This window comes from Rhizobium sp. CB3171 (assembly GCF_029714265.1).
Lineage (GTDB): Bacteria > Pseudomonadota > Alphaproteobacteria > Rhizobiales > Rhizobiaceae > Rhizobium.
Genome location: NZ_CP121652.1, coordinates 345,276 through 365,601 on the forward strand (window position 1 = coordinate 345,276; position 20,326 = coordinate 365,601).

At 60.8% G+C, this 20,326-nt stretch carries 23 protein-coding genes; 17 read left to right on the top strand and 6 right to left on the bottom strand.

The window, feature by feature from the left end:
* Positions 1-17: 17 nt before the first annotated feature.
* Positions 18-515 carry an isoprenylcysteine carboxylmethyltransferase family protein gene (locus QA648_RS01660; protein ID WP_283049228.1) on the bottom strand — a complete coding sequence of 166 codons (498 nt, stop codon included), beginning with the start codon at positions 513-515 and terminating at the stop codon, positions 18-20.
* Positions 515-1,567: a type III polyketide synthase gene (locus QA648_RS01665; RefSeq protein WP_283049230.1), complete on the bottom strand. Its 1,053-nt coding sequence runs from the start codon at positions 1,565-1,567 to the stop codon at positions 515-517. The genes QA648_RS01660 and QA648_RS01665 overlap by 1 nt, the downstream gene beginning before the upstream one ends.
* Positions 1,568-1,766: 199 nt before the next feature.
* On the opposite strand from QA648_RS01665, the gene QA648_RS01670 reads away from it, so the two are divergent.
* From QA648_RS01670 to QA648_RS01695, 6 genes are all read left to right on the top strand, one after another.
* Positions 1,767-2,309 carry a tetratricopeptide repeat protein gene (locus QA648_RS01670; protein WP_283049233.1) on the top strand — a complete coding sequence of 181 codons (543 nt, stop codon included), beginning with the start codon at positions 1,767-1,769 and terminating at the stop codon, positions 2,307-2,309.
* Between the two features lie 59 nt (positions 2,310-2,368).
* Positions 2,369-3,013 (top strand): RNA polymerase sigma factor, encoded by a 645-nt coding sequence (locus QA648_RS01675; RefSeq protein ID WP_283049235.1) that lies wholly within the window; start codon positions 2,369-2,371, stop codon positions 3,011-3,013.
* 16 nt (positions 3,014-3,029) lie between these two features.
* Complete coding sequence (locus tag QA648_RS01680; protein WP_283051445.1) at positions 3,030-3,809, top strand: anti-sigma factor; 780 nt, start codon at positions 3,030-3,032, stop codon at positions 3,807-3,809.
* 165 nt (positions 3,810-3,974) lie between these two features.
* Positions 3,975-5,558 carry a Ppx/GppA phosphatase family protein gene (locus QA648_RS01685; RefSeq protein ID WP_283049237.1) on the top strand — a complete coding sequence of 528 codons (1,584 nt, stop codon included), beginning with the start codon at positions 3,975-3,977 and terminating at the stop codon, positions 5,556-5,558.
* Entirely contained in the window at positions 5,555-6,274 is a 720-nt protein-coding gene (locus QA648_RS01690; RefSeq protein ID WP_283049239.1) for an RlmE family RNA methyltransferase, read from the top strand. The genes QA648_RS01685 and QA648_RS01690 overlap by 4 nt, the downstream gene beginning before the upstream one ends.
* A gap of 58 nt (positions 6,275-6,332) precedes the next feature.
* The gene (locus QA648_RS01695) at positions 6,333-6,716 is read left to right on the top strand and encodes a VOC family protein (protein WP_104822079.1); all 384 of its coding nucleotides are present in this window, start codon (positions 6,333-6,335) and stop codon (positions 6,714-6,716) included.
* A 23-nt stretch (positions 6,717-6,739) separates the two neighbouring features.
* Here the strand turns inward: QA648_RS01695 and QA648_RS01700 are convergent, their stop codons facing one another.
* Entirely contained in the window at positions 6,740-8,179 is a 1,440-nt protein-coding gene (locus tag QA648_RS01700) for an MFS transporter (RefSeq protein WP_283049242.1), read from the bottom strand.
* A gap of 329 nt (positions 8,180-8,508) precedes the next feature.
* On the opposite strand from QA648_RS01700, the gene QA648_RS01705 reads away from it, so the two are divergent.
* Positions 8,509-9,384, top strand: coding sequence for an MBL fold metallo-hydrolase (locus tag QA648_RS01705; RefSeq protein WP_283049244.1), 876 nt, complete (start codon positions 8,509-8,511; stop codon positions 9,382-9,384).
* A 37-nt stretch (positions 9,385-9,421) separates the two neighbouring features.
* On the opposite strand, the gene QA648_RS01710 is transcribed toward QA648_RS01705, so the two are convergent.
* Both QA648_RS01710 and QA648_RS01715 read right to left on the bottom strand, forming a co-directional pair.
* Positions 9,422-9,817 (bottom strand): VOC family protein, encoded by a 396-nt coding sequence (locus QA648_RS01710; RefSeq protein WP_104822082.1) that lies wholly within the window; start codon positions 9,815-9,817, stop codon positions 9,422-9,424.
* A gap of 66 nt (positions 9,818-9,883) precedes the next feature.
* On the bottom strand, positions 9,884-10,309 hold the full coding sequence (locus QA648_RS01715) for a Tautomerase enzyme (protein WP_283049246.1): 426 nt from the start codon (positions 10,307-10,309) through the stop codon (positions 9,884-9,886).
* Positions 10,310-10,436: 127 nt separating this feature from the next.
* On the opposite strand from QA648_RS01715, the gene QA648_RS01720 reads away from it, so the two are divergent.
* From QA648_RS01720 to QA648_RS01750, 7 genes are all read left to right on the top strand, one after another.
* Positions 10,437-11,027 (top strand): TetR/AcrR family transcriptional regulator, encoded by a 591-nt coding sequence (locus QA648_RS01720; RefSeq protein ID WP_283049247.1) that lies wholly within the window; start codon positions 10,437-10,439, stop codon positions 11,025-11,027.
* 176 nt (positions 11,028-11,203) lie between these two features.
* Positions 11,204-12,688 carry an IMP dehydrogenase gene (guaB, locus tag QA648_RS01725; protein ID WP_104822085.1) on the top strand — a complete coding sequence of 495 codons (1,485 nt, stop codon included), beginning with the start codon at positions 11,204-11,206 and terminating at the stop codon, positions 12,686-12,688.
* Between the two features lie 3 nt (positions 12,689-12,691).
* Positions 12,692-13,282 (top strand): hypothetical protein, encoded by a 591-nt coding sequence (locus tag QA648_RS01730; RefSeq protein WP_104822086.1) that lies wholly within the window; start codon positions 12,692-12,694, stop codon positions 13,280-13,282.
* 145 nt (positions 13,283-13,427) lie between these two features.
* Entirely contained in the window at positions 13,428-13,850 is a 423-nt protein-coding gene (locus QA648_RS01735; RefSeq protein ID WP_283049249.1) for an MAPEG family protein, read from the top strand.
* A gap of 155 nt (positions 13,851-14,005) precedes the next feature.
* Positions 14,006-14,881: a dienelactone hydrolase family protein gene (locus QA648_RS01740; protein ID WP_283051447.1), complete on the top strand. Its 876-nt coding sequence runs from the start codon at positions 14,006-14,008 to the stop codon at positions 14,879-14,881.
* Between the two features lie 194 nt (positions 14,882-15,075).
* Positions 15,076-15,729: a TetR/AcrR family transcriptional regulator gene (locus QA648_RS01745; protein ID WP_283049251.1), complete on the top strand. Its 654-nt coding sequence runs from the start codon at positions 15,076-15,078 to the stop codon at positions 15,727-15,729.
* A gap of 68 nt (positions 15,730-15,797) precedes the next feature.
* The gene (locus QA648_RS01750) at positions 15,798-16,349 is read left to right on the top strand and encodes an alpha/beta fold hydrolase (RefSeq protein ID WP_283049253.1); all 552 of its coding nucleotides are present in this window, start codon (positions 15,798-15,800) and stop codon (positions 16,347-16,349) included.
* A gap of 28 nt (positions 16,350-16,377) precedes the next feature.
* On the opposite strand, the gene QA648_RS01755 is transcribed toward QA648_RS01750, so the two are convergent.
* Positions 16,378-17,331 carry a LysR substrate-binding domain-containing protein gene (locus QA648_RS01755; protein ID WP_104822090.1) on the bottom strand — a complete coding sequence of 318 codons (954 nt, stop codon included), beginning with the start codon at positions 17,329-17,331 and terminating at the stop codon, positions 16,378-16,380.
* A 198-nt stretch (positions 17,332-17,529) separates the two neighbouring features.
* Here QA648_RS01755 and QA648_RS01760 point away from each other — a divergent pair, with 198 nt between their 5' ends.
* The 3 genes from QA648_RS01760 to QA648_RS01770 all read left to right on the top strand — a co-directional run bounded on the left by QA648_RS01760 (position 17,530) and on the right by QA648_RS01770 (position 20,325).
* The gene (locus QA648_RS01760) at positions 17,530-17,820 is read left to right on the top strand and encodes a DUF1127 domain-containing protein (RefSeq protein ID WP_104824993.1); all 291 of its coding nucleotides are present in this window, start codon (positions 17,530-17,532) and stop codon (positions 17,818-17,820) included.
* 191 nt (positions 17,821-18,011) lie between these two features.
* Positions 18,012-18,578, top strand: coding sequence for a dienelactone hydrolase family protein (locus QA648_RS01765; protein WP_283049256.1), 567 nt, complete (start codon positions 18,012-18,014; stop codon positions 18,576-18,578).
* Between the two features lie 133 nt (positions 18,579-18,711).
* A complete protein-coding gene (locus QA648_RS01770; RefSeq protein ID WP_283049258.1) occupies positions 18,712-20,325 on the top strand; it encodes an ABC-F family ATP-binding cassette domain-containing protein in 1,614 nt (537 codons plus the stop codon).
* Position 20,326 lies beyond the last annotated feature (1 nt).

Consider the following 20,326-nt stretch of genomic DNA (forward strand, 5'->3'; position numbering starts at 1 on the left):
GCAAATGAAAAATGCAATCAAGCCACGGCCTGTCTCAAAGCCGTATTTTCGGCGCGAATGCGTATGGTGAGAATGGCGGCATTGAGCAGCGAAAAGACCAAGGCGTAGAGCGGCAGGCCGAAGGCGAGCGGCAGCACGGCGATCTCGCCGATGACCACCGCATAGTTCGGATGGCTGAGGAAGCGATAGGGTCTGCTTGCCACCAAGGCTGCACCCGGCAGCACGATGATCCGCGTTGTCCAGCGTCCTTTCAGCGTCGCCAGCACCCAGACGCGCAAGCCCTGCAACACCATGAAGATGGCGAGCCAGAGAAGATTGACCGGCCGGCCGGCGGCGAGAAGCCACAGACCGGCGAGCCAGGCCGCGTGCATCGCGACCATATAGGGATAGTGTTCCGGCGCAATCTCGCGGGCACCACGCGCAAGGAGCGCGGCGGTGTTGCGCCGGGCGTGCAGCAGTTCGGCCAGCCGCTGCAGGGTGACGAAGGTCAGAAGCGCGATCGATGGCCAGAGCATCAGGCGGCCCTCTTCAGCGTGACGCAACTTGCCGCAAAGCCGGGGCCCATGGCGATGAGAGCCGAACGCCGCGGCAGGCCGGCATTGATCGCTCGCTCCAGTACGAAGAGCACGGTCGGCGATGACATATTGCCATAATCGCCGATCACCTCGCGTTCGATATCCAGCGAGCCGGGTTCGAGACCGAAGGCAGTCTCCAGCGCCACCAGCACCTTGGTGCCGCCGGGATGGCAGATGAAGCGGTCGACATCGGATATGGCCAGGCCGGCGCGTTCGAGAATGCCGGCGACGGCGGGCTTGATATTCGCTTCGGCAAAGGGTGGCAGCGATTGCTCCAGGATGATGCCGAAGCCGGTATCGTCGATCTTCCAACCCATGATTCCAAGGGTATCGGGAAAGAGATGCTCGCCCGTCGATTCGATCTCCGCGAGACCATCCTTGCCGGTGCGCAGGATACAGGCGGCGGCACCATCGCCGAACAGCGCTGTCGCGATGATGTTCGGTCGCGTCAGCTCGTCCAGCCGGAAGGCCAGCGAGCAGAGTTCGACGGAAACGAAGAGCACGACAGCCCCTGGGCGGGCTTTCGCCATGCGCGCGGCGATGCCAAGGCCGGAAACACCGGCCGCGCAACCAAGACCGAAGACAGGCACGCGCTCAATATCGGAGCGGAAGCCCATCTCAGCCGCAAGTCTCGCCTCCAGGCTTGGCGTCGTAATGCCCGTCGACGACACCGTAACGATGCAATCAACATCTTCTGCCTTCAAACCGGCGCGTTCCAGCGCATCGGTAGCAGTCTTCCTGAAGAGCTGGCTTGCAACCTCGGCATAGGCGTCCATGCGGTCCTGCCAGCCATGCGATTGTTCGAACCACGAGAGCGGACGCGCGGCATAGCGTTTGCGGATGCCGGCGCTATCGAACACGCGGGCGAGATGTTTGAAATCGCGGAAGCGATCGGAAAACAGGCGGCCGGCGGTCTCGGCAGCCTCGGATTGATAGATGATGTTGTCGGGCGTGGCGACGGCCAGACTGACAAGCTTGACGGTATCGGACACTTGTTTCTCCTTGTAACCCTCGGCGGGTACGCAGGTAGAAACACGCCAGCATCAGGAATTATTCGGCAGGACGCCGGTCACGAAAGAGTGACGGCCGGTCGTAGGGCAAAGCGCCAGAAAATATCTCTCGCTCGCGAATAAAATGAACGGATGGCGTGTTCTCCCGTCGCAACGTTCATTTTTGCCAAGGAGCAATCCCATGACGACTACCGCTTTCCGCCTGGCCTCCGTCGCGCTCGGCGCCTGCCTCACCCTCGGCGCCTTTACCGTTCCGGTTTTCGCGATGGGCGACGACAGCAGCTCGACGCCGACCTGCAAGAAGGGCGAAATCTACGACAAGAAGACGAAGAAGTGCGTAAAGCAGCAGGGCGCCAATATCACCGATGAAAATCGCGCCGATTATGCTTATTCGCTCGCCAAGAAGGACCACCGCTATGAAGAAGCGCTGGAAGTTCTCGACACCATGCAGAACCCCGACACGGCAGAAGCATTGAACTATCGCGGCTATGCCACCCGCAAGCTTGGCCGCACGGATGAAGGCATTTCCTATTACCTGAAGTCGGTCGCAATGGACCCGAAATACGCGTTGGTTCGCGAATATCTCGGCGAAGCCTACGTCATCAAGGGTCAGATCGACCTCGCCAAGGACCAGTTGAGCACGATCAAAACGCTCTGCGGCAACACGTCCTGCGAGGAATATCAGGACCTGAACGACGCCATCAAGAATCCGTCGAGCCTCTGATTTCGGCGTCGGACCTAAGATGGCCGGCATAAGCAGTCAGCATTCAAAAGGATATTCGAGTGTCAGTCGCTCATTCCACAATTTCTGCTTATAGTCGGGTAAGATCGGAACCGCCGGCACGACCGGCGATTCCCAAAAACGCGAACCTCGCGGAGGGTGCCATAACCAGCGAAGAGGATATCAGGGCGGGTCTGTCACAGCATCTGACGCGGCTCTGGCGCTATGCAGTGGTGCTGTCGCACCAACGCGATGTTGCGGATGACCTGGTGCAGGCGACCTGCGTCAGAGCGTTGGAGCGGGCGGGTCAGTTCGCAGCCGGTACGCGGCTCGATCGATGGTTGTTTTCGATCCTGCATTCGATCTGGCTGAACGAGATCCGATCGCGCCGGGTGCGCATGGGCCAGGGTTTTGTCGATGCCGACGAGACGCTGGTCTTTGATGGTGCGCGCGAGACGGAGACGCATATTCTCGCTGGTCAGGTGCTGAAACAGGTGCAGGCGCTGCCGGAAGCGCAGCGCACCGCCGTGTTCCTCGCCTATGTCGAAGGGCTTTCCTATCGCGAGGTGGCGGAGGTTTTGGATGTGCCGATCGGAACGGTGATGAGCCGGCTGGCGGCAGCGCGTGCGAAGCTTGCCGATGGTGCCGGGTCGGCGGATGGCGCGCGGCTTTCCGGAGGTGGGCGACTGGGGAACGGGAATGAGTGAATTGGACAACAAAAAAATGCCCTCGGACGAGCTGCTTACCGCCTTCATCGACGGCGAGCTGAATGCGACCGAGCGCGACAGGATAGAAGAACTGATCGCAAGCGACGCCCAGGTGGCGGAACGCTTCGATTTCCTGTCGCGCAGCGATCTGCCATTTCGTGAGGCATTCGAGCCCGTGCTTGCCGCCGCCCCAAGCGCCAGGCTGAACGCTATGCTCGCCGCCATCCCCTCCACGAGCGAGCAGAAGAAGGCTGCTTCCGGCGTCAGCCGCCGTGGCTTCCTGTCGGCGCTCGCCGCCTGCCTTGTCGCGGGCGTTGCCATCGACCGCGCCGCGATCGGCATCAGCCATCGCCTCACCAAGCCCGAAGAGGGCAGCGACTGGCGCGCCGTCGTCGCCGAATATCTGTCGCTCTATACGCCGGACACGCTGAGCGCTCCGGCTGGCGATCTGGCGGAACAGACCGCGCAACTGAGCGAAGTCGGCTCCAAGCTCGGGCTCACGCTGACGCCCGAAACCATTGCCTTGCCGGGTGTCGATTTCAAGCGCGCCCAAGTCTTGAATTATGACAGCAAGCCTTTGGCGCAGATCGCCTATCTCGATCCCGAAAGCGGTCCGATGGCCCTCTGCATCATCCCCTCGACCAAGGGCGCTTCCGCACCGGATATGGAAAACCGCCGCGGCATGAATGTCGTCTATTGGTCGAACGCCACCCACGCCTTCATGCTGATCGGCCATTCGCCGATCGACCGGATGAAGGCGCTGGCGGATGGTGTTCGGCAAAGCTTGGCGGCTTGAGATCGAGGCTTTCTCCAACGAGCAGGAAGGGTTAGCTCCCGCAAATAACGCGATTCAAAAAGAATTTGGCGAAAACTCTTCCTGCTGATATTCTCCGCCCAACGAAAATCGAATGAGCGCCTGCAGCATGCCCTGGGGCCTTGCGCGGCGCGGTGGAAAAGATACGTGAGTGACCCCGACAGCGGCAGAGCGCCGCAGGCAAACGGGGCGTCGGTAGCAGAGCGCAGGAAGGGTAAATCCTCCCGGCGTGGTAAGCGTAAGCGTGGCGGTCCCGCCCGTCCGAACGCTTATTCTGCGGAGGCCAACCAGACCGGTTCGTCCAGTCCGGTGGCGACACGCCCAATAGACAACGACGCCGGCTCTCCGGCCAAAAAGCGCAAGCGCCGTCGCCGTGCCCGTGGCGGAACGCATGATGGTGCGCAGCATGCTTCTCCAACTCAGCAACAGGCATCCGGCGCGCAGGAACGCCGCGCCGCAGCCGAACACGGCCATGCGTCGTCACACAAGAGCGGCAAGAACAGGCGCAAGCACCGCAGCAAGCGCGGTTTGCAGGGCCGCCCGCTGGTGCATGAAAAGACGGCGCAGATCGTCGCCCCCGCCGCTCCCGTCACCGCTGAACACGCGCCTGCCCGCAATGATCATCACGACCGGAATGCGTCGCCGCAGCGCCGTGACGGCCATGCGCCGCATCATCATGCCGATGGCGATTACCGTCCCGTCGATCTCTACGCGGCGCTCGATCTCGGCACCAATAATTGCCGTCTGCTGATCGCCCAGCCGACGAGGCCTGGCCAGTTCCGCGTCGTCGACGCCTTTTCCCGCATCGTTCGTCTCGGTGAAGGACTCGGCGCCAGCGGCCGGCTGTCGAGCGATGCCATGGACCGGGCCGTCGAGGCTTTGCGCATCTGCGCGGGCAAGCTGAAGACGCGCGAGATCCGCCGCATGCGGCTGATCGCCACCGAAGCTTGCCGCGCGGCGGAGAACGGCGAAGCTTTCCTCTCCCGCGTTACCGAAGAAACCGGCCTGCGGCTCGAAATCATCGACCGCGAGACCGAGGCGCGGCTTGCCGTCTCCGGCTGCTCGTCGCTGGTCGGCCCCGAGGCGCGTTCGGTCGTGTTGTTCGATATTGGCGGCGGCTCCTCGGAAATCGCCGTCATCCGCATTGGCGAAAACCGCTCCAGCCGTCTTGCCAATCATATCACCCATTGGACCTCGCTGCCGGTTGGCGTCGTGACGCTCTCCGAACGCCATGGCGGCCGCGACGTCACGCCGGAACTGTTCGAGACCATGGTGCGCGAGGTCGAGGGCATGCTCGAACGTTTCGACTGCCCGCCGGTCCAGGGCGCTGCCCGCGACAGCGGCGATTTTCATCTGATCGGCACGTCCGGAACGGTGACGACGCTTGCCGGCGTCCATCTCGATCTGCCGCGTTACGACCGGCGCCGGGTCGATGGTGTCTGGCTGTCCGACGATGAGGTGACGGCCATGCAATCGAAGCTGCTTTCCTGGGATTTCGCCGGCCGCGCCGCCAATCCCTGCATCGGGCCGGACCGCGCCGATCTCGTTTTGGCGGGCTGCGCCATTCTCGAGGCGATCCGCCGCCGCTGGCCGAGCCCGCGCATGCGTGTCGCCGATCGCGGTCTGCGCGAAGGACTGCTGACCGATATGATGGCGGATGACGGTGTGTGGCGGCGGGGCCGCTCGCGCCGCGGCCATCGACCCAAGGATATGAAGGGGCCGCAGGCATGACCAAGCCAACGATCGCTGGCAACCGCACCGGGCGCAAGCTCGGCCAGCGCGTCAAGAAAAAGAAGCTGAAGGCCTCCTCGCGGCAATGGCTGGAACGGCACATCAACGATCCCTATGTGCAGCGCGCCCAGCTTGAGGGCTATCGCGCTCGTGCCGCCTTCAAGCTGCTGGAGATCGACGAGAAGCATCATATCCTCAAGGGTGCGCGCCGCATCATCGATCTTGGCGCCGCGCCGGGAAGCTGGTCGCAGATCGCCGCCAAGGTGACAGGATCGACGGAGGAGGATATCCGCGTTGCGGCAATCGACTTCCTGGAAATGGCGCCATTGCCGGGCGTCACCATCCTGCAGCTCGACTTTCTCGATCCGGACGCACCGCAGCGGCTGATCGACGCCGTCGGCGGCACGCCGGATCTGGTGATTTCGGACATGGCCGCGCCGACGACCGGCCATCAGCGCACCGATCATCTGCGAACCATGCATCTCTGCGAGGTTGCCGCACATTTTGCCGTCGAGGTCCTGGGTGAAGGCGGGCATTTCCTCGCCAAGACCTTCCAGGGTGGCACGGAGCGCGACCTGCTGACGCTGCTGAAGCAGAATTTTCGCCAGGTCATTCATGTGAAACCGGGCGCATCCAGGGCAGAATCCGTGGAGATGTTCCTGCTGGCAAAGGGCTTCAAGGGACGCAAGACGGACGAGGAAGCAACGAGCGCTTGATTTAGCTGTCGCTTTTGTCCGATGATACGGTTCCATCGGCATTGCAGGCAGCGCATTCATGCTTCTTTACGTCACTCTCGGCTCCAACGATATTCCGCGTGCACGCAGCTTCTATGATGCGGTTCTGCCGGTCCTCGGCTATCGGCTTCAACGCGAATCGGATGAGGAAATCGGCTATGCCGCCGATGGCGACACGCGCTGCCGTTTCTGGGTGGTGGTTCCCTATAATCATCGCAAGGCGACGATCGGCAATGGCTCGATGGTGGCTTTGCATGCTGAAAGCCGCGCCGATGTCGACGCCTTTCATGCCGCAGCCCTTGCCCATGGCGGCACGGATGAGGGCAAGCCCGGCCTGCGCTCTTTCCATGCCAATTTCTATGCGGCTTACGTGCGCGATCCCGACGGTAACAAGCTCAGCGCCGTCTGCGAGCGGCCCGAATAAACCTTTCGGCGTTCCTGAACGATCTACTTCACCATCGGCTGCTGATGCTGGGGTACCTGCGGCTGCATCGCGGCCACGCGCTTCAGGCCGGCCTTATGGCCGGAAACCATGGCGCCGGCGCTGCGGTCCATGCGGATGAAGGGAATGGTGGCGACCACGGTCAGGATCGAGATGCAGAAGAAGGCGATATGGAAATCGCGAACCTGCAGCTCCGTACCGCTGAAGTAGGTCGAGGTTTCCAGGATCATTGCGGCGACGGCAACGCCAAGCGCGAGGCTGATCTGCTGCATGACCGAACTCATCGACGTGGCCTGGCTCGCCTGCTTGTCGCTGATATCGGCATAGGCGAGCGCGTTGATGCCGGTGAAGAAGAAAGAACGCGAGAAGCCGCCGATCAGCAGAACGCCGACGATGATGAGATGCGACGTCCAGGGCTGAAAGAGGCCGGTGCAGATCGTCGTTATCGTCGTGACCCCCGCCGCCGACAGCAGTGCCGTCTTGAAGCCGATGGCGGTGAAGACGCGGCGGGCGATGAACTTGGTGGTAATGGCGCCGATGGCGCCGGCAAAGGTGATCAGGCCTGATTGGAACGGATTGAGGCCGAAGCCGAGCTGCAGCATCAGCGGCGTCAGGAAGGGCATGGCGCCGATGCAGATGCGAAACAGCGTGCCGCCGGTGACGGAAGCGCGAAAGGTAATATTCTTCAGCAGAGACAGATCGAGAATGGGCGCCGGATGGTGGCGGGCGTGGCCGACATAGAGGTAGCCGCAGATGCAGCCGATGACGATGGCCGAGATGCCGATGAACGGCGGCAGGGCCGGCAGGCTGATGACCGACATACCGAAAACGACACCGGCCGCCGCGACGGACGTCAGCACGAAGCCGATGAAATCAAGCTTCGGCGGCTTGGATGCTTCGACCGCCGGCAGGAAGATCGTCGACAGGATGACGCCGAGAACGCCTACGGGCACGTTGATCAGGAAGATCCAGTGCCAGGAGGCGTAAGTGGTGATGAAGCCGCCGAGCGGCGGTCCGGCAAGCGGGCCGACGAGGGCCGGAATGGTAAGCAGCGCCATGGCCGAGACCAAATCGCTTTTCTGCGTCGTGCGCACCAGCACAAGGCGGCCGACGGGCGTCATCATCGAGCCGCCGAGACCTTGCAGGAAACGGGCAATGACGAATTCCCAGAGGCCGCCCGAGGCGGCGCACATGATCGAACCGATGACGAAGACACAGATGGCAAGCCGGAAGATGTTCTTCGCCCCGAAGCGATCCGCCATCCAGCCGCTGATCGGAATGAACACCGCAAGCGATACCATGTAGGACGTCAGCGCCAGTTTCAGGGTGATCGGACCAACATGGAGATCCGCCGCGATGGCCGGCAGCGCGGTCGCAATCACGGTGGAGTCCATCTGTTCCATGAAGAGAGCAACAGCAAGAATCAGGGGAACGATGCGGTTCATAGGCATATGCCTTGGTGGGTCGTGTCTTCGGGGAAGGGGGTCCGCCTGAGACGGGCACCCGCTCTGTAGTCCTGTGCGCAACCTCCGCCAATCCCCGAATCCGCCCCTTGGCTTCGCGAGGATCACGTCTTCGTGATGCCGCTTGCTGCCCAGCATAGGATACCAAGTTTGACATGTGCTAAACGCATGGAAATGCTAAACGCATAAAATGTCGCTCGGTGTATTAGCGGAATTGGACGGATATGTCATGGCGAAATTATCGATCATGAAAGGTCATATCTGCTGTGTCGCTGCCGAGGGCGATGGCACCCATTGGAGAAAATGAGATTATGACCGTCGCAGTTCTGTCGCCCGAGACCCATCGATTCAAGCTGGGGTCCTGCACTGTCATCGTCGTCAAAGATGGCGCAAGCATTCTGGACAATCCCTGGGAAACCTTCGGATCGAACCAGACGCCGGAAACGGTGCGGAAGCTTTTGGCGCAGAACTTCCTGCCGACGGAGAAGCTCCTCAATAGCTATGCGCCTGCGATCATCGACACAGGTGCCGACGTGATCGTCGTCGACACCGGCTTCGGCGCCGCCGGCCGCGCCCGCGGCTTGGGCCGTTTTCGCGACGGTCTGATGGCTGTCGGCTATGCGCCGGAGCAGGTGACCGTCGTCGCTCTGACGCATCTGCACGGCGACCACATCAATGGGTTGATGGAGGACGGCGCTCCGGCCTTTCCGAACGCCCGCTATGTCACGGGCGAAATCGAATATGAATTCTGGACCGACACGTCACGCGAAGGGACGCCGGCCGAAGGCGGTCACAAGGCTGTGCTCGCCAATGTCGCGCCTTTTGCCGAGAAAATGACCTTCCTCAAGGACGGAGATCAGATCGTCAGCGGCATGACCGCCATGCTCGCGCCCGGCCACACGCCCGGTCATCTCGTCTTCCATCTCGAATCGGATGGCAAGCAACTGGTCCTGACCGGCGATACGGCCAATCACTATCTCCTCTCTCTCGGGCGCCCGGATTGGGAGGTGCGCTTTGACGCCGATAAGGCGCAGGCCGCCAAGACCCGCCGCCGTGTCTTCGACATGATCGCCACCGACCGCATCCCTTTCCTCGGCTTCCACATGCCGTTCCCCGCCGTTGGCTTTGTCGAAAAGCAGCCCGAGGGGTTCCGCTATGTGCCGAAAACCTATCAGTTCGATTTGTAAGGCAGAGACTCGATCAATTTAGTGAAACGAAATCGACTCAGATAACGCAATTAAGCATCCACTGTACGCCGAACTGATCGGTGAGCTTCCCGTAGAGATTGCTCCAAGGCTGTTTGCCGAGCGGTGTCGTAATCGTGCCGCCTTTTGCCAAGCGGGCGAATAACTCTTTCGTCCGCTCCGTATCTTCGAACTCAAGCAGATGTGCTGATCCGCGCATCGGCTCGGCATCGTCATTGTCCGAAGCGTAGAAAAGTACGCCGGGACCTTGGAACTTCGCGTGCATGATCTGGCCCTGGACAAATCCGGGCGGCGTCGGGATTCCATTCACGCCGTAGCGCGTGATTTCGACGATTTTTCCAAGGCCGCAGGTCTCGTAAAAATTAAGCGCCTGCTCGCAGCGCGTCGTGAAAAATAGATAATTGGAAAGTCGCATAGCGAGACTCGCTCTGGTCACGGGCTACGAGTGGGTGGGAACTGACCGTATCGCTTGGCAAGCGTTTTACAGCGCGGCCGCTCGTTGGATCGCACTGACAAGCTGGGTATTGTCGTAGACTTGGCCGCCGATACCCCAGGAGCCTTCCGCGGCATAAACGATGTTGGTCCAGATATGTTCGCGGGATATCCGACCATTCGAAGCGCGTTCGACTATGGTTGTGGCCGCCTCGATAAAAGCCTGTTTGGCCTCGTCCGTCGCGAGCGCGATCTCTGGCAGTTTCAGCTCTATGAAGGCGGCCGCGGCCGCCTTTCCGCCTGAGAACACGCGTCCCTGCGGCAGAACATTGATGGTGCCGACGACGTTCGGGGTCATGAACGCGTTGCCCGAGAGTTGCGAAACCTTCAAGAGAACATCGGTCAATTCGGCGAAGGTTTGGGCCTCGGCTTCGCTCGACAGCAAACCTTCGGGTACAGTGAGTGTGATAGGCATAACGGGAAATCCTCTCGTTTGAAAACTTGGTTGGCGATGCTACATAAATACTGATTGCTCTCTATTGATACACACCGATCGCTCTCTATGCAAACATAAAGAGTGATCGCTCTTAAAGAAAGTTGATATGCGCTACAGCACGGAACACAAGATCGAAACGCGGATGCGCGTTCTCAACGCGGCCGGCGAACTCTTCCGCCAGGAAGGCTACGGCGGTTCCGGCATCGATGCCTTGACCAAGGCTGCAGGCGTCACGAACGGCGCCTTCTACGGGCATTTCAAATCGAAAAGCGAAGCTTTCAGGGCAGCGGTTCAGTCGGGACTGGATGAACTGCGGCTGGGCATATCGACTTTGAAAGCTCAAAAGGGCAAGAATTGGCTCCCGGCCTTCGTAAGCTACTATCTCGGGCCGAAGCGCACCTGCGCGCTCGGCCAGAGCTGCGCCCTGCCAAGTCTGTCCCCCGACGTCATGCGTGCCGACGCCGATACGAAGATTGCCTACGAAGTCGAACTGCGCCGGGTCATTGAGGAAGCGGCTTCTGGTTTGACTGGTAACTCGGCCGAGGAACGCGAAGAAAATGCAATCGCGCTCCTGGCGCTTCTGTCCGGTGGCGTAACCATGGCGCGCGCTGTTTCCGACCCCGCCCTATCGGCGCGCATCGTAGAGGCGCTCGAGCGAAAGGTCGGGTCCATTGCCTCCTCTACGGAAGAGCGCTGAGATTAGTCGGGTATCCGGCTTAGTGACGGGAAGCTTATGTCAGCGTTTTCCCTATTCCCTTCCTGTCATAGACGTGTTACCAGCCCTCGCCAACTTCCAAGCAACACTTGCAAGATCGCCCGGCGGACGATTCGTTCCGGAGCCATCCTGCTTTTCACAGACGAAGGAATTTGGCCATGGCACGCATCATTGAAACGTCAACCGGGTTGGATGCTCTGACATTCGACGACGTGCTCCTGCAGCCGGGGCACTCCGAGGTCATGCCCGGCCAGACGAATATCGCCACCCGCATCGCCCAGGACATCGAACTCAACCTGCCGATCCTCTCCGCCGCCATGGACACGGTGACGGAAAGCCGTCTCGCCATCGCCATGGCTCAGGCTGGCGGCATGGGCGTTATCCACCGCAATCTGACGCCGGTGCAGCAGGCCGAGGAAGTCCGTCAGGTCAAGAAGTTCGAAAGCGGCATGGTGGTCAATCCGGTCACGATCGGCCCCGACGCAACGCTCGCCGAAGCACTCAACCTCATGAAGGCGCACGGCATTTCCGGCATTCCGGTCGTTGAAAAGTCGCACCGCCTCGTCGGCATTCTCACCAACCGCGACGTACGCTTCGCTTCCGACCCCTCGCAGAAGATCTACGAGCTGATGACCCGCGAAAATCTCGTGACGGTAACGGAGAGCGTTCAGCAGCAGGAAGCCAAGCGTCTGCTTCATAAGCACCGCATCGAAAAGCTTCTGGTGGTCGATGGCGATAGCCGCCTCGTCGGCCTGATCACCGTCAAGGACATCGAGAAGTCGCAACTCAATCCGAACGCTTCCAAGGATGCGCAGGGCCGCCTGCGTGCCGCAGCCGCCATCAGTGTCGGTGACGATGGCTACGAGCGTGCCGAGCGCCTGATCGATGCAGGCGTCGATCTTTTGGTCGTCGACACAGCCCATGGCCATTCGCAGCGCGTTCTCGATGCCGTCAGCCGGGTCAAGAAGCTCTCCAATTCGGTTCGCATCATGGCCGGCAATGTCGCCACCTATGACGGCACGCGGGCGCTGATCGACGCCGGTGCCGATGCCGTGAAGGTTGGTATCGGCCCCGGTTCCATCTGCACGACCCGTATCGTCGCCGGTGTCGGCGTGCCGCAGCTTGCTGCCATCATGTCGGCGGTGCAGGCCGCGCAGGACCAGAACATCCCTGTTATCGCCGATGGCGGCATCAAGTTCTCCGGCGATCTCGCCAAGGCGATCGCCGCCGGCGCATCCGCTGCCATGATCGGTTCGCTGCTGGCGGGCACGGATGAAAGCCCGGGCGAGGTCTATCTCTACCAGGGTCGTTCGTTCAAGGCGTATCGCGGCATGGGCTCCGTCGGCGCCATGGCGCGCGGCTCGGCCGATCGCTACTTCCAGGCGGAAGTACGCGACACGCTGAAGCTCGTGCCGGAAGGCATTGAAGGCCAGGTGCCCTACAAGGGTTCGGTCTCGGGCGTGCTGCACCAGCTCGCCGGCGGCCTCAAGGCGGCCATGGGCTATGTCGGCGGCGCCGACCTCAAGGAGTTCCAGGAGCGCGCCACCTTCGTACGCATCTCCGGCGCCGGCCTGCGCGAAAGCCATGCCCATGACGTCACGATCACCCGCGAAAGCCCGAACTATCCCGGTGCAGGCGGCTGATCGATGGCAGATCGCGTTCAGGGCAACGTCAGGTCCTTGCAGGGCCTGACGGCGATCCTGGCAGCCTTGTCCCTGGCACTTTTTGCCTGGATCTATGCCGGCTTCGTCAGAGCATTCAGCGATGCCGCAGCCGGCGAGAAAATGCTGGACGTCCGCATCGGCGGCTATGAGCGCGACGACGTCATAGCCATGCTGCGCTACCTCAAGGATCATCCCGATCCGGCGGCGATCCTGCATTCCATGTATCTCGGGCCGGAGCTCATCTTTCCGCTGGTGCTGGGCGGTCTGCTCTTCTGCCTGCTGCGGCTGGTTCGGCCGAGCGGCATCTTCTTCGGGCGGCCGATCCCGCCTGGTGCGGTCAGCCTGATTTTTTCTCTACCGGTCTTCTATGGCGTGATGGACTATGCCGAAAATATCGCCGGCCTGTTGCTCTATCCGCCGGCCACGCCGTCGGACGGGACCGTGACGCTGCTCTCGGGTCTGCTGCCGATTGTCGTGCGGCTAAAATTCCTCTCATTGGTCGTCACGATCATTCTACTGGCCCGTTTCGCAATTCTTCGCTACCTGTCTGCGGACGGTTCCAAGCCGTCCTGAGCGGTGGTTCTGCCGCGCAGCAATCCTTAGAGCGGTTTCAGCGTTTCATGGAATCGCTTTCCCGCTCTATCCCTTTGTTTTTAAGCAATTCCGGACGGAAAACCGCTTCGCACTTTTCCTGGAATTGCTCTAAGGAGTTGGCGGCGTGACCGGCTATGAAATGTTCTGGCCCATGGTGGCCCATGCGGTGCTTGTCTATATTCTCTACGCGCTTTTAGGCTTGCGCCGCCAAAGTGCGGTGAAGGCGGGCAAGGTCAAACGATCGCAGTTTCGCGAGAACCATGCTGCCGATGAGCCGGCGGAAAGCCTGGTTGTGCGCAACAGCCTCGCCAATCAGTTCGAACTTCCCATTCTCTTTTATGCTTGCTCCATTGCGCTGTTCGTCGCCCAGGCAGACAATCTGGCCGCGGTCATTCTGGCGTGGATCTTTGTCGCCTCGCGCTATGCCCACGCCTACATACATGTCACCAGCAACGACCTGCGCTACCGCAGCCCGCTTTTCGCGCTCGGCTATGTGGCCCTTGCCGGGATGTGGGTCTGGCTTGCCATCTGGATGACGTTCTCCTAACGGGACTTGCATTTTCGCGGAAAGCAACCTGCGATAACGTATTTGTGTTCCTGACTGACGGTCCCTCAGCGCTCGCTTGACCTATCTTGTCCTCGGGCGGCCCTGCCTTGGGATGCTGGCCGCCGGGGAAAGACAAGGAGGAACACATTATGAGCATGGACAAGCCCGTCGTGACGCAGGCGATGATCAATGCCTATGACGAATACACGCATCTGACGCTCGATCGCCGCGGTTTCATGGAAAAGCTGACGAAGCTCGCAGGCTCGGCCGGGGCCGCCGCCATGATCGTGCCCTTGCTTGCCGCCAACAAGGCGAGCGCCGAGATCATTGCCGCCGATGACAGCCGTCTCGACACGAAGGACGTCACCTATCCCGGCAGCGGCGGTGACATGAAAGCCTATCTCGCCCGGCCCAGGGGTGAGGGCGAGAAGCTTGGCGGCGTGATCGTCATCCATGAAAATCGTGGCCTCAACCCGCATATCCGCGATGTCGCCCGCCGCATGGCGCTGGAAGGTTTCATTGCCCTGGCGCCGGATTTCCTCTCGCCGCTCGGCGGCACGCCGGAAGATGAGGACAAGGCGCGCGAGATGTTCACCAAGCTCGATGCGGCGCTGGCTGTTGCCAATGCCGAAGCGAGCCTGGCCTATCTTTCCAAGCTCGACGGCTCCAACGGCAAGGTCGGCGCAATCGGCTTCTGCTGGGGCGGTGGCGTCATCAACCGCTTCGCCACCAAATCACCGGAGCTGCAGGCCGGCGTCGCCTATTACGGCATGCAGCCGGCCGCTGCCGATGTACCCGATATCAAAGCCGCCCTGATGCTGCACTATGCCGGCCTCGACGACCGCACCAATGCGGGTATTGATGCCTATCGGAAAGAGCTGCAAGCCAGCGGCAAGACGTTCGAGATCTTCGTCTATGACGGTGCCAACCACGCCTTCAACAATGACACCTCGGCTGCCCGCTATGACAAGAAGGCTGCCGATCTTGCCTGGGGCCGGACGGTCGATTTCCTGAAAAAATATCTGGCCTAGCGGCTGGTAACGAAGGACTGAACGAGACAGCGGCCGCAGCTATTCCTTCGGCCGTTGACGCCTGTCGCGGCCGCACCCAATATATGACACTTAAAATTGAACTTTTCCCATTTACGCGCATTGAATATGGCTGTGGCATAAAAGCTGGCGTACGTACCCGGCGTCGTTCCGAATGACAATAAAATGGGAAATGCATGAGCCCGGACAAACCCGACCGTATCAAATTCCGCAAGGAACCCCAGCAGGAACGCAGCATCCACCGCGTCGATGTCATCCTGTCGGCCGCTGCCCAACTGATTGCGGAAAAAGGCGTGAGCGCCATGAAGATGACGGAACTGGCTGCTGTCGCCGGCGTGCCGATCGGTTCCGTATACCAATATTTTCCCGAGAAGGCTGCGATCGTCACCGCGCTGTTCGACCGCCACGCCGATCTCGTTCAGCAAAAGACGGCGGAAGTTTTTGTCGCCGTGAAGTCTCTTGATCACGCCATCGATCTCGTCTGCGGCGTGATCGACTGGTACTATCGCGAATTCCGCGGCGATCCGACCTATATGGGCGTGTGGCTGGGAACGGAGATGGACCAGGATCTCTTGAGGCTGAATATTCAGCACAGCAACCGCGTTGCCGAAATCTTCCTGAAGGGCATCGAACCCCACATTCCGGCTGGCAGTCAGATCGACCTGCAGGCTCGCGCCCAACTCTTCAGCCACTTGATCGGTGCCTCCGTTCGCCTCGCGATCATGAGCGACAGAAGCCTTGCCATCCGCATGCTGAGTGAATGGAAACAGGTGATCCGCGCGACGCTATTTGCCGAGCCGAGTGGTGAGCCGATGGGCAAGAGGCACTAGGCAAGCTATTCCTCGGAATACGACAACACGGCTTGCGCGGGTCTGCGTCCGAGGAATAAAATACCTTCATGGCTAAGCAGATCATCTTCGTTCAGGGAGCCGGCGAAGGCGTTCACGCTCGCTGGGACAGCAAGCTTGTGGCGAGCCTTGAGCGCGAACTCGGTGAAAGCTATGCCGTCCGCTATCCCCAAATGCCTGGAGAGGACGATCCTGACTACGCGGCCTGGCGGGCTGAGCTGATAAGCGAATTCGACCTATTGGAGGACGGAGCAATTCTGGTGGGCCACTCGATCGGCGGGACGATCTTGATCCATGTGCTTGCCGAGCAGCCGCCGAAATTCAGGCCTGGCGGACTGTTTTTAATCGCAGCGCCCTTTATCGGTGAAGGAGGGTGGCCGAGCGATGACATGGACGATCGCAAGGATTTCTCAGAACGCCTCCCGCCCGGCATTCCCGTCTATCTCTATCACGGTGCGGACGACGACATCGTGCCAACCGCCCATGTTCATCTCTATGCGAAAGCACTTCCGCATGCTGTGGTCCGCGTGTTCGAGGGCAGGGATCACCAGCTCGACAACGATATGAGCGATGTCGCGCGGGACATCCGATTACTGGACTAAGCTCAGGGCACGCGGCCAGCTTCCAAAATCACCAGCCCGGCAGAATATGTCCGGCGCGCAGGCGCGGATAGTAGCGCGTGAAGGTCTTCACGTCGCCCTCGAGATCGTCATCGACCGCTGCCGGCGTAATGTTGTCGAGGCAGGCGGAGATGTGGGCGGTGATGGCGTTCATCAGCGACACCGAAAGGCCCGGCCGCTTCATGATGCCGATCTGCACCGGCGGCAGCGGCGGGAAGCCATCTGCCTGGCTCAGCACCTTCATGCCGGTGCGTAGCGCCGATTCCGGCATGACCGAGACCGCCATGCCGGCAAGCACGGCTGCGGCAACCACTGTGCAGGACCAACTGGTGAACAGGATCTGATAGTCGCGGCCGCCGGCATCGAGCGCCGAGCAGGCAAGTTGACGCCATTGACAGTCGCGCCGCCCGACGGCGAGCGGAATCGGCGCATCGTCGCGCAGCGGATGGTTGGCCGAGCCGACCCAGCAGAGCGGCTCGGTGCGCACGACATCGGACATTCTCTCGCGCGGATTGTGGGTCACCAGCGCAATATCGAGCTCGCCGCGATGCATGCGTTCGGCGAGATCGACCGAAGGTTCGCAGACAATATAGAGCTCGACATTCGGATGCGTCTTGGCGAAGCGGCCGATGATCTCGGGCATGTAGCGGTCGGCATAATCGTCCGGCGTGCCGATGCGCAGCGTGCCTTCGAGCCTGTTGTCGTCGAATGCGGCGATCGCCTCATTGTTCAGGCGGATGATGCGGCGCGCATAGTTGAGCAGCTTTTCGCCTTCCGCCGTCAGCCGGTTGCCGCGGCCGTCCTTGATGAAAAGCTGCTTGCCGACGCGCTCCTCCAGCCGGCGCATCTGCATGGAGACCGCCGACTGCGTCTTGAAGACCCGGTCAGCCGCTTTGGTGAAGCTGCCGGAATCCACGATGGCGATGAAGGTCTGCAACTGATCGATATCAAGCGGCGCGGCCATGATCTCACCTATAAAAGAGTTTGATAATTATCATTAGAAACATTCGTTGGACTGATCAATAGGGGTTTGGCATCTTCCCAATGCAAATCAGCATACCAATCGACAGACCTCCTGCCGAATTCCTCCCAACCTCGCTCCTTCTCCGGGTCTCCGGGAAGGGGCTTGGCCAGCGTGTGCCTGAACGAAAGGACCATGGAAATGCGCACGACAGATCAGACATTACATCTCGGCCACGCAAGGCCGTCGCTGCCTTTGACGGCACGCCTGACGCTTGCTTTCCATAAGATGGCATCCGTCTGGCGCGCGCTCCGCAACCGCCGCGAGATCAATTATCTGAGTGAGCTGAACGACAGCCAATTGATGGACATCGGCTTGACGCGCCTTGACGTCACATTGGCGCTCAACACGTCGACCTTCTTTGAAGATCCGTCCAGCCATCTGACCAACTCCGCGCGTCGCCGGACGCGCTTCTTCGGCCTTACTCGCTGAGGCCGGTTAAACGTTTCCCCGCAGGGTGATAGCCAATAAGCCCTGCCTCTTACCCGGTGTTCGGTTCCCAACCGACACCGGGTTTTTTCTTTTTGGAGAATTGTTTCGCCCCGTCGAAAGATGATCGGGGAAATTGCCATGTCTTTCGAATGCCTTATGTTACGATCGAGCTAAAATGCGAGGCTGTGGTAATGGCAACGGTGATCCTCTTCCATTCCGTTTATGGTTTGCGCCCGCTCGAACTGGACGCTGTCGAGCGCCTACAGGCGGCAGGGCACAAAGCGTTCGCGCCCGATCTCTATGACGGCTGGGTCGCCAGCTCGATCGACGAAGGCTTCGAGCTGAAGGATGAGATCGGTTGGCCGACCATCTGCGAGCGGGCAGAATGGGCAATGGCCGGCCTGCCGCCATCAACGGTTCTGGGTGGATTCTCCATGGGTGCGGCGGTTGCGGCAAGTCTTTGGCCGAAGCAGCTCCAGACCGCCGGCGTGCTCTTCCTTCACAGCATCGCCCAAATCCCGGAAAACGCCCGCGAGGGCTCGCCCATACAGGTCCATCTTGCCGATCCGGATCGTTTCGAGCCTGCGGAAGATGTTGCCGCGTGGCGATCCGCAGCCGCGCGGTCAAAACTCGCGGCCGATGTCTTCACCTATCCCGGCGCAGGCCACCTTTATACCGACGCCAGCCTGCCCGATTACGATGCCAAGGCGGCCGACCTTACATGGAGCCGCGTTATTCATTTCCTCGACGCTCTCTAACGCTCCACCTTGAACCGGAAGCGGTTACTGCTTAGGTTATCTCCCGTCAGCCATACCAACAGGATGTGTGCCATAATGGATTTCAACCCGATCGCAACGTCATCTCGCCTTGCCATCGGGGAATATCCTATCCATGCCTGCATCCATCACTCTGTCCAATCTTTCATGGTCGACGCATGATGGCCGGCCGCTTTTCTCCAATCTTGATCTGAGTTTCGGCGCCGAGCGTGCGGGCCTCATCGGCCGCAATGGCGTCGGCAAGACCACGCTTCTCAAGCTTATTGGCCGGGAATGGCAGCCTCAATCCGGGGCGATATCCTTCAGCGGTAGTCTCGGCATCCTGCGCCAAAGCGTCCAGGTCGAGGCCGGCGAAACGGTGGCGGATCTCTTCGGGGCGACCGAAGCGCTGGCGGTTCTTTGCCGTGCCGAAGCAGGCGAGGCGACTGCGGAGGAGCTTGCTGCGGCAGACTGGACGCTGGAGACCCGCATCGCTTCCGCCCTCGATCGTGCCGGTCTTGCTGCCGCACCCGAGACCCGCCTCGAAGCTTTATCAGGCGGCCAGCGTACGCGCGCTGGTCTTGCTGCGCTGATCTTCACCAATCCCGATTTTCTCATTCTGGATGAACCGACGAACAATCTGGATCGCGACGGCCGTAAGGCCGTGATCGAGCTGCTCGCAAATTGGCGGGCGGGCGCGATCGTCGTCAGCCATGATCGGGAATTGCTCGACACGGTGGATGCCATTGTCGAGCTGACCTCGCTCGGCGCTACGCGCTATGGCGGCAACTGGAGCCAATATCGCGAGCGCAAAACCTTGGAGCTTGCGGCGGCCGAACACGATCTCGCCGATGCCGAGAAGCGGGTCGCCGAGGTTGCCCGCAGCGCGCAGGCAACCTTGGAACGGCAGACGCGAAGGGACGGTGCCGGTAAAAGGAAGGCTGCCAAGGGCGGCATTCCGCGTATCATGCTGGGCGGACTGCAAGAACGGAGCGAGATGACGGGTGGTGAAAATGCCCGCCTCGCGGAACGGCGGCGCATCCAGGCGCTCGAAGACGCCGCTGTTGCCCGCGAGCGCATTGAAATCCTCCAGCCCCTGTCCGTCAGGCTTCCGCCGACTGGACTTCCCGCAAACAAGGTCGTTCTGAAGATGGACGGCGTGACCGCCGGCTATCGCCCAGGCCAGCCGATCATCAGCGATCTCTCTTTTGACATTACAGGCCCGGATCGCATCGCCGTCACCGGTCAGAACGGTTCGGGCAAGACGACATTGCTGGGGCTGATCTCGGGTGAGCTACAGCCATGGGCCGGGACGATTCGGGTCATGACCTCCGTTTCCATGCTCGACCAACGGGTAAGCCTTCTCGATCCGTTGTTGTCGATCCGCGACAATTTCCGGCGGATAAACGCGCAAGCGGATGAAAATGCCTGCCGCGCGGCGCTCGCTCGGTTCATGTTCAGGGCAGATGCCGCACTTCAGATCGTATCCACTCTGAGCGGCGGGCAGTTGCTACGCGCCGGGCTTGCCTGCGTCCTCGGCGGACCGGCGCCGCCGTCGTTGCTGATCCTCGACGAACCGACAAATCATCTCGATATCGATTCGATCGCCGCGGTCGAAGCCGGACTGCGCGCCTATGACGGCGCGCTTCTCGTGGTCAGTCACGATGAGGTTTTTTTGGAGGGCATTAAGATATCGCGGCGGCTGGAACTGCCTGCGGGACTGTCGAGGGAGATCTCGGTCGTAGAATGAG

What these genes read in the sequence shown, in the direction of transcription:
- QA648_RS01660 (WP_283049228.1), bottom strand. Translation starts at nt 515, where the DNA reads ATGCTCTGGCCATCGATCGCGCTTCTGACCTTCGTCACCCTGCAGCGG.
- QA648_RS01670 (WP_283049233.1), top strand. Translation starts at nt 1,767, where the DNA reads ATGACGACTACCGCTTTCCGCCTGGCCTCCGTCGCGCTCGGCGCCTGC.
- QA648_RS01680 (WP_283051445.1), top strand. Translation starts at nt 3,030, where the DNA reads ATGCCCTCGGACGAGCTGCTTACCGCCTTCATCGACGGCGAGCTGAAT.
- QA648_RS01690 (WP_283049239.1), top strand. Translation starts at nt 5,555, where the DNA reads ATGACCAAGCCAACGATCGCTGGCAACCGCACCGGGCGCAAGCTCGGC.
- QA648_RS01695 (WP_104822079.1), top strand. Translation starts at nt 6,333, where the DNA reads ATGCTTCTTTACGTCACTCTCGGCTCCAACGATATTCCGCGTGCACGC.
- QA648_RS01700 (WP_283049242.1), bottom strand. Translation starts at nt 8,179, where the DNA reads ATGAACCGCATCGTTCCCCTGATTCTTGCTGTTGCTCTCTTCATGGAA.
- QA648_RS01705 (WP_283049244.1), top strand. Translation starts at nt 8,509, where the DNA reads ATGACCGTCGCAGTTCTGTCGCCCGAGACCCATCGATTCAAGCTGGGG.
- QA648_RS01710 (WP_104822082.1), bottom strand. Translation starts at nt 9,817, where the DNA reads ATGCGACTTTCCAATTATCTATTTTTCACGACGCGCTGCGAGCAGGCG.
- QA648_RS01715 (WP_283049246.1), bottom strand. Translation starts at nt 10,309, where the DNA reads ATGCCTATCACACTCACTGTACCCGAAGGTTTGCTGTCGAGCGAAGCC.
- QA648_RS01720 (WP_283049247.1), top strand. Translation starts at nt 10,437, where the DNA reads ATGCGCTACAGCACGGAACACAAGATCGAAACGCGGATGCGCGTTCTC.
- guaB (WP_104822085.1), top strand. Translation starts at nt 11,204, where the DNA reads ATGGCACGCATCATTGAAACGTCAACCGGGTTGGATGCTCTGACATTC.
- QA648_RS01730 (WP_104822086.1), top strand. Translation starts at nt 12,692, where the DNA reads ATGGCAGATCGCGTTCAGGGCAACGTCAGGTCCTTGCAGGGCCTGACG.
- QA648_RS01740 (WP_283051447.1), top strand. Translation starts at nt 14,006, where the DNA reads ATGGACAAGCCCGTCGTGACGCAGGCGATGATCAATGCCTATGACGAA.
- QA648_RS01745 (WP_283049251.1), top strand. Translation starts at nt 15,076, where the DNA reads ATGAGCCCGGACAAACCCGACCGTATCAAATTCCGCAAGGAACCCCAG.
- QA648_RS01750 (WP_283049253.1), top strand. Translation starts at nt 15,798, where the DNA reads ATGGCTAAGCAGATCATCTTCGTTCAGGGAGCCGGCGAAGGCGTTCAC.
- QA648_RS01755 (WP_104822090.1), bottom strand. Translation starts at nt 17,331, where the DNA reads ATGGCCGCGCCGCTTGATATCGATCAGTTGCAGACCTTCATCGCCATC.
- QA648_RS01760 (WP_104824993.1), top strand. Translation starts at nt 17,530, where the DNA reads ATGCGCACGACAGATCAGACATTACATCTCGGCCACGCAAGGCCGTCG.
- QA648_RS01765 (WP_283049256.1), top strand. Translation starts at nt 18,012, where the DNA reads ATGGCAACGGTGATCCTCTTCCATTCCGTTTATGGTTTGCGCCCGCTC.
- QA648_RS01770 (WP_283049258.1), top strand. Translation starts at nt 18,712, where the DNA reads ATGCCTGCATCCATCACTCTGTCCAATCTTTCATGGTCGACGCATGAT.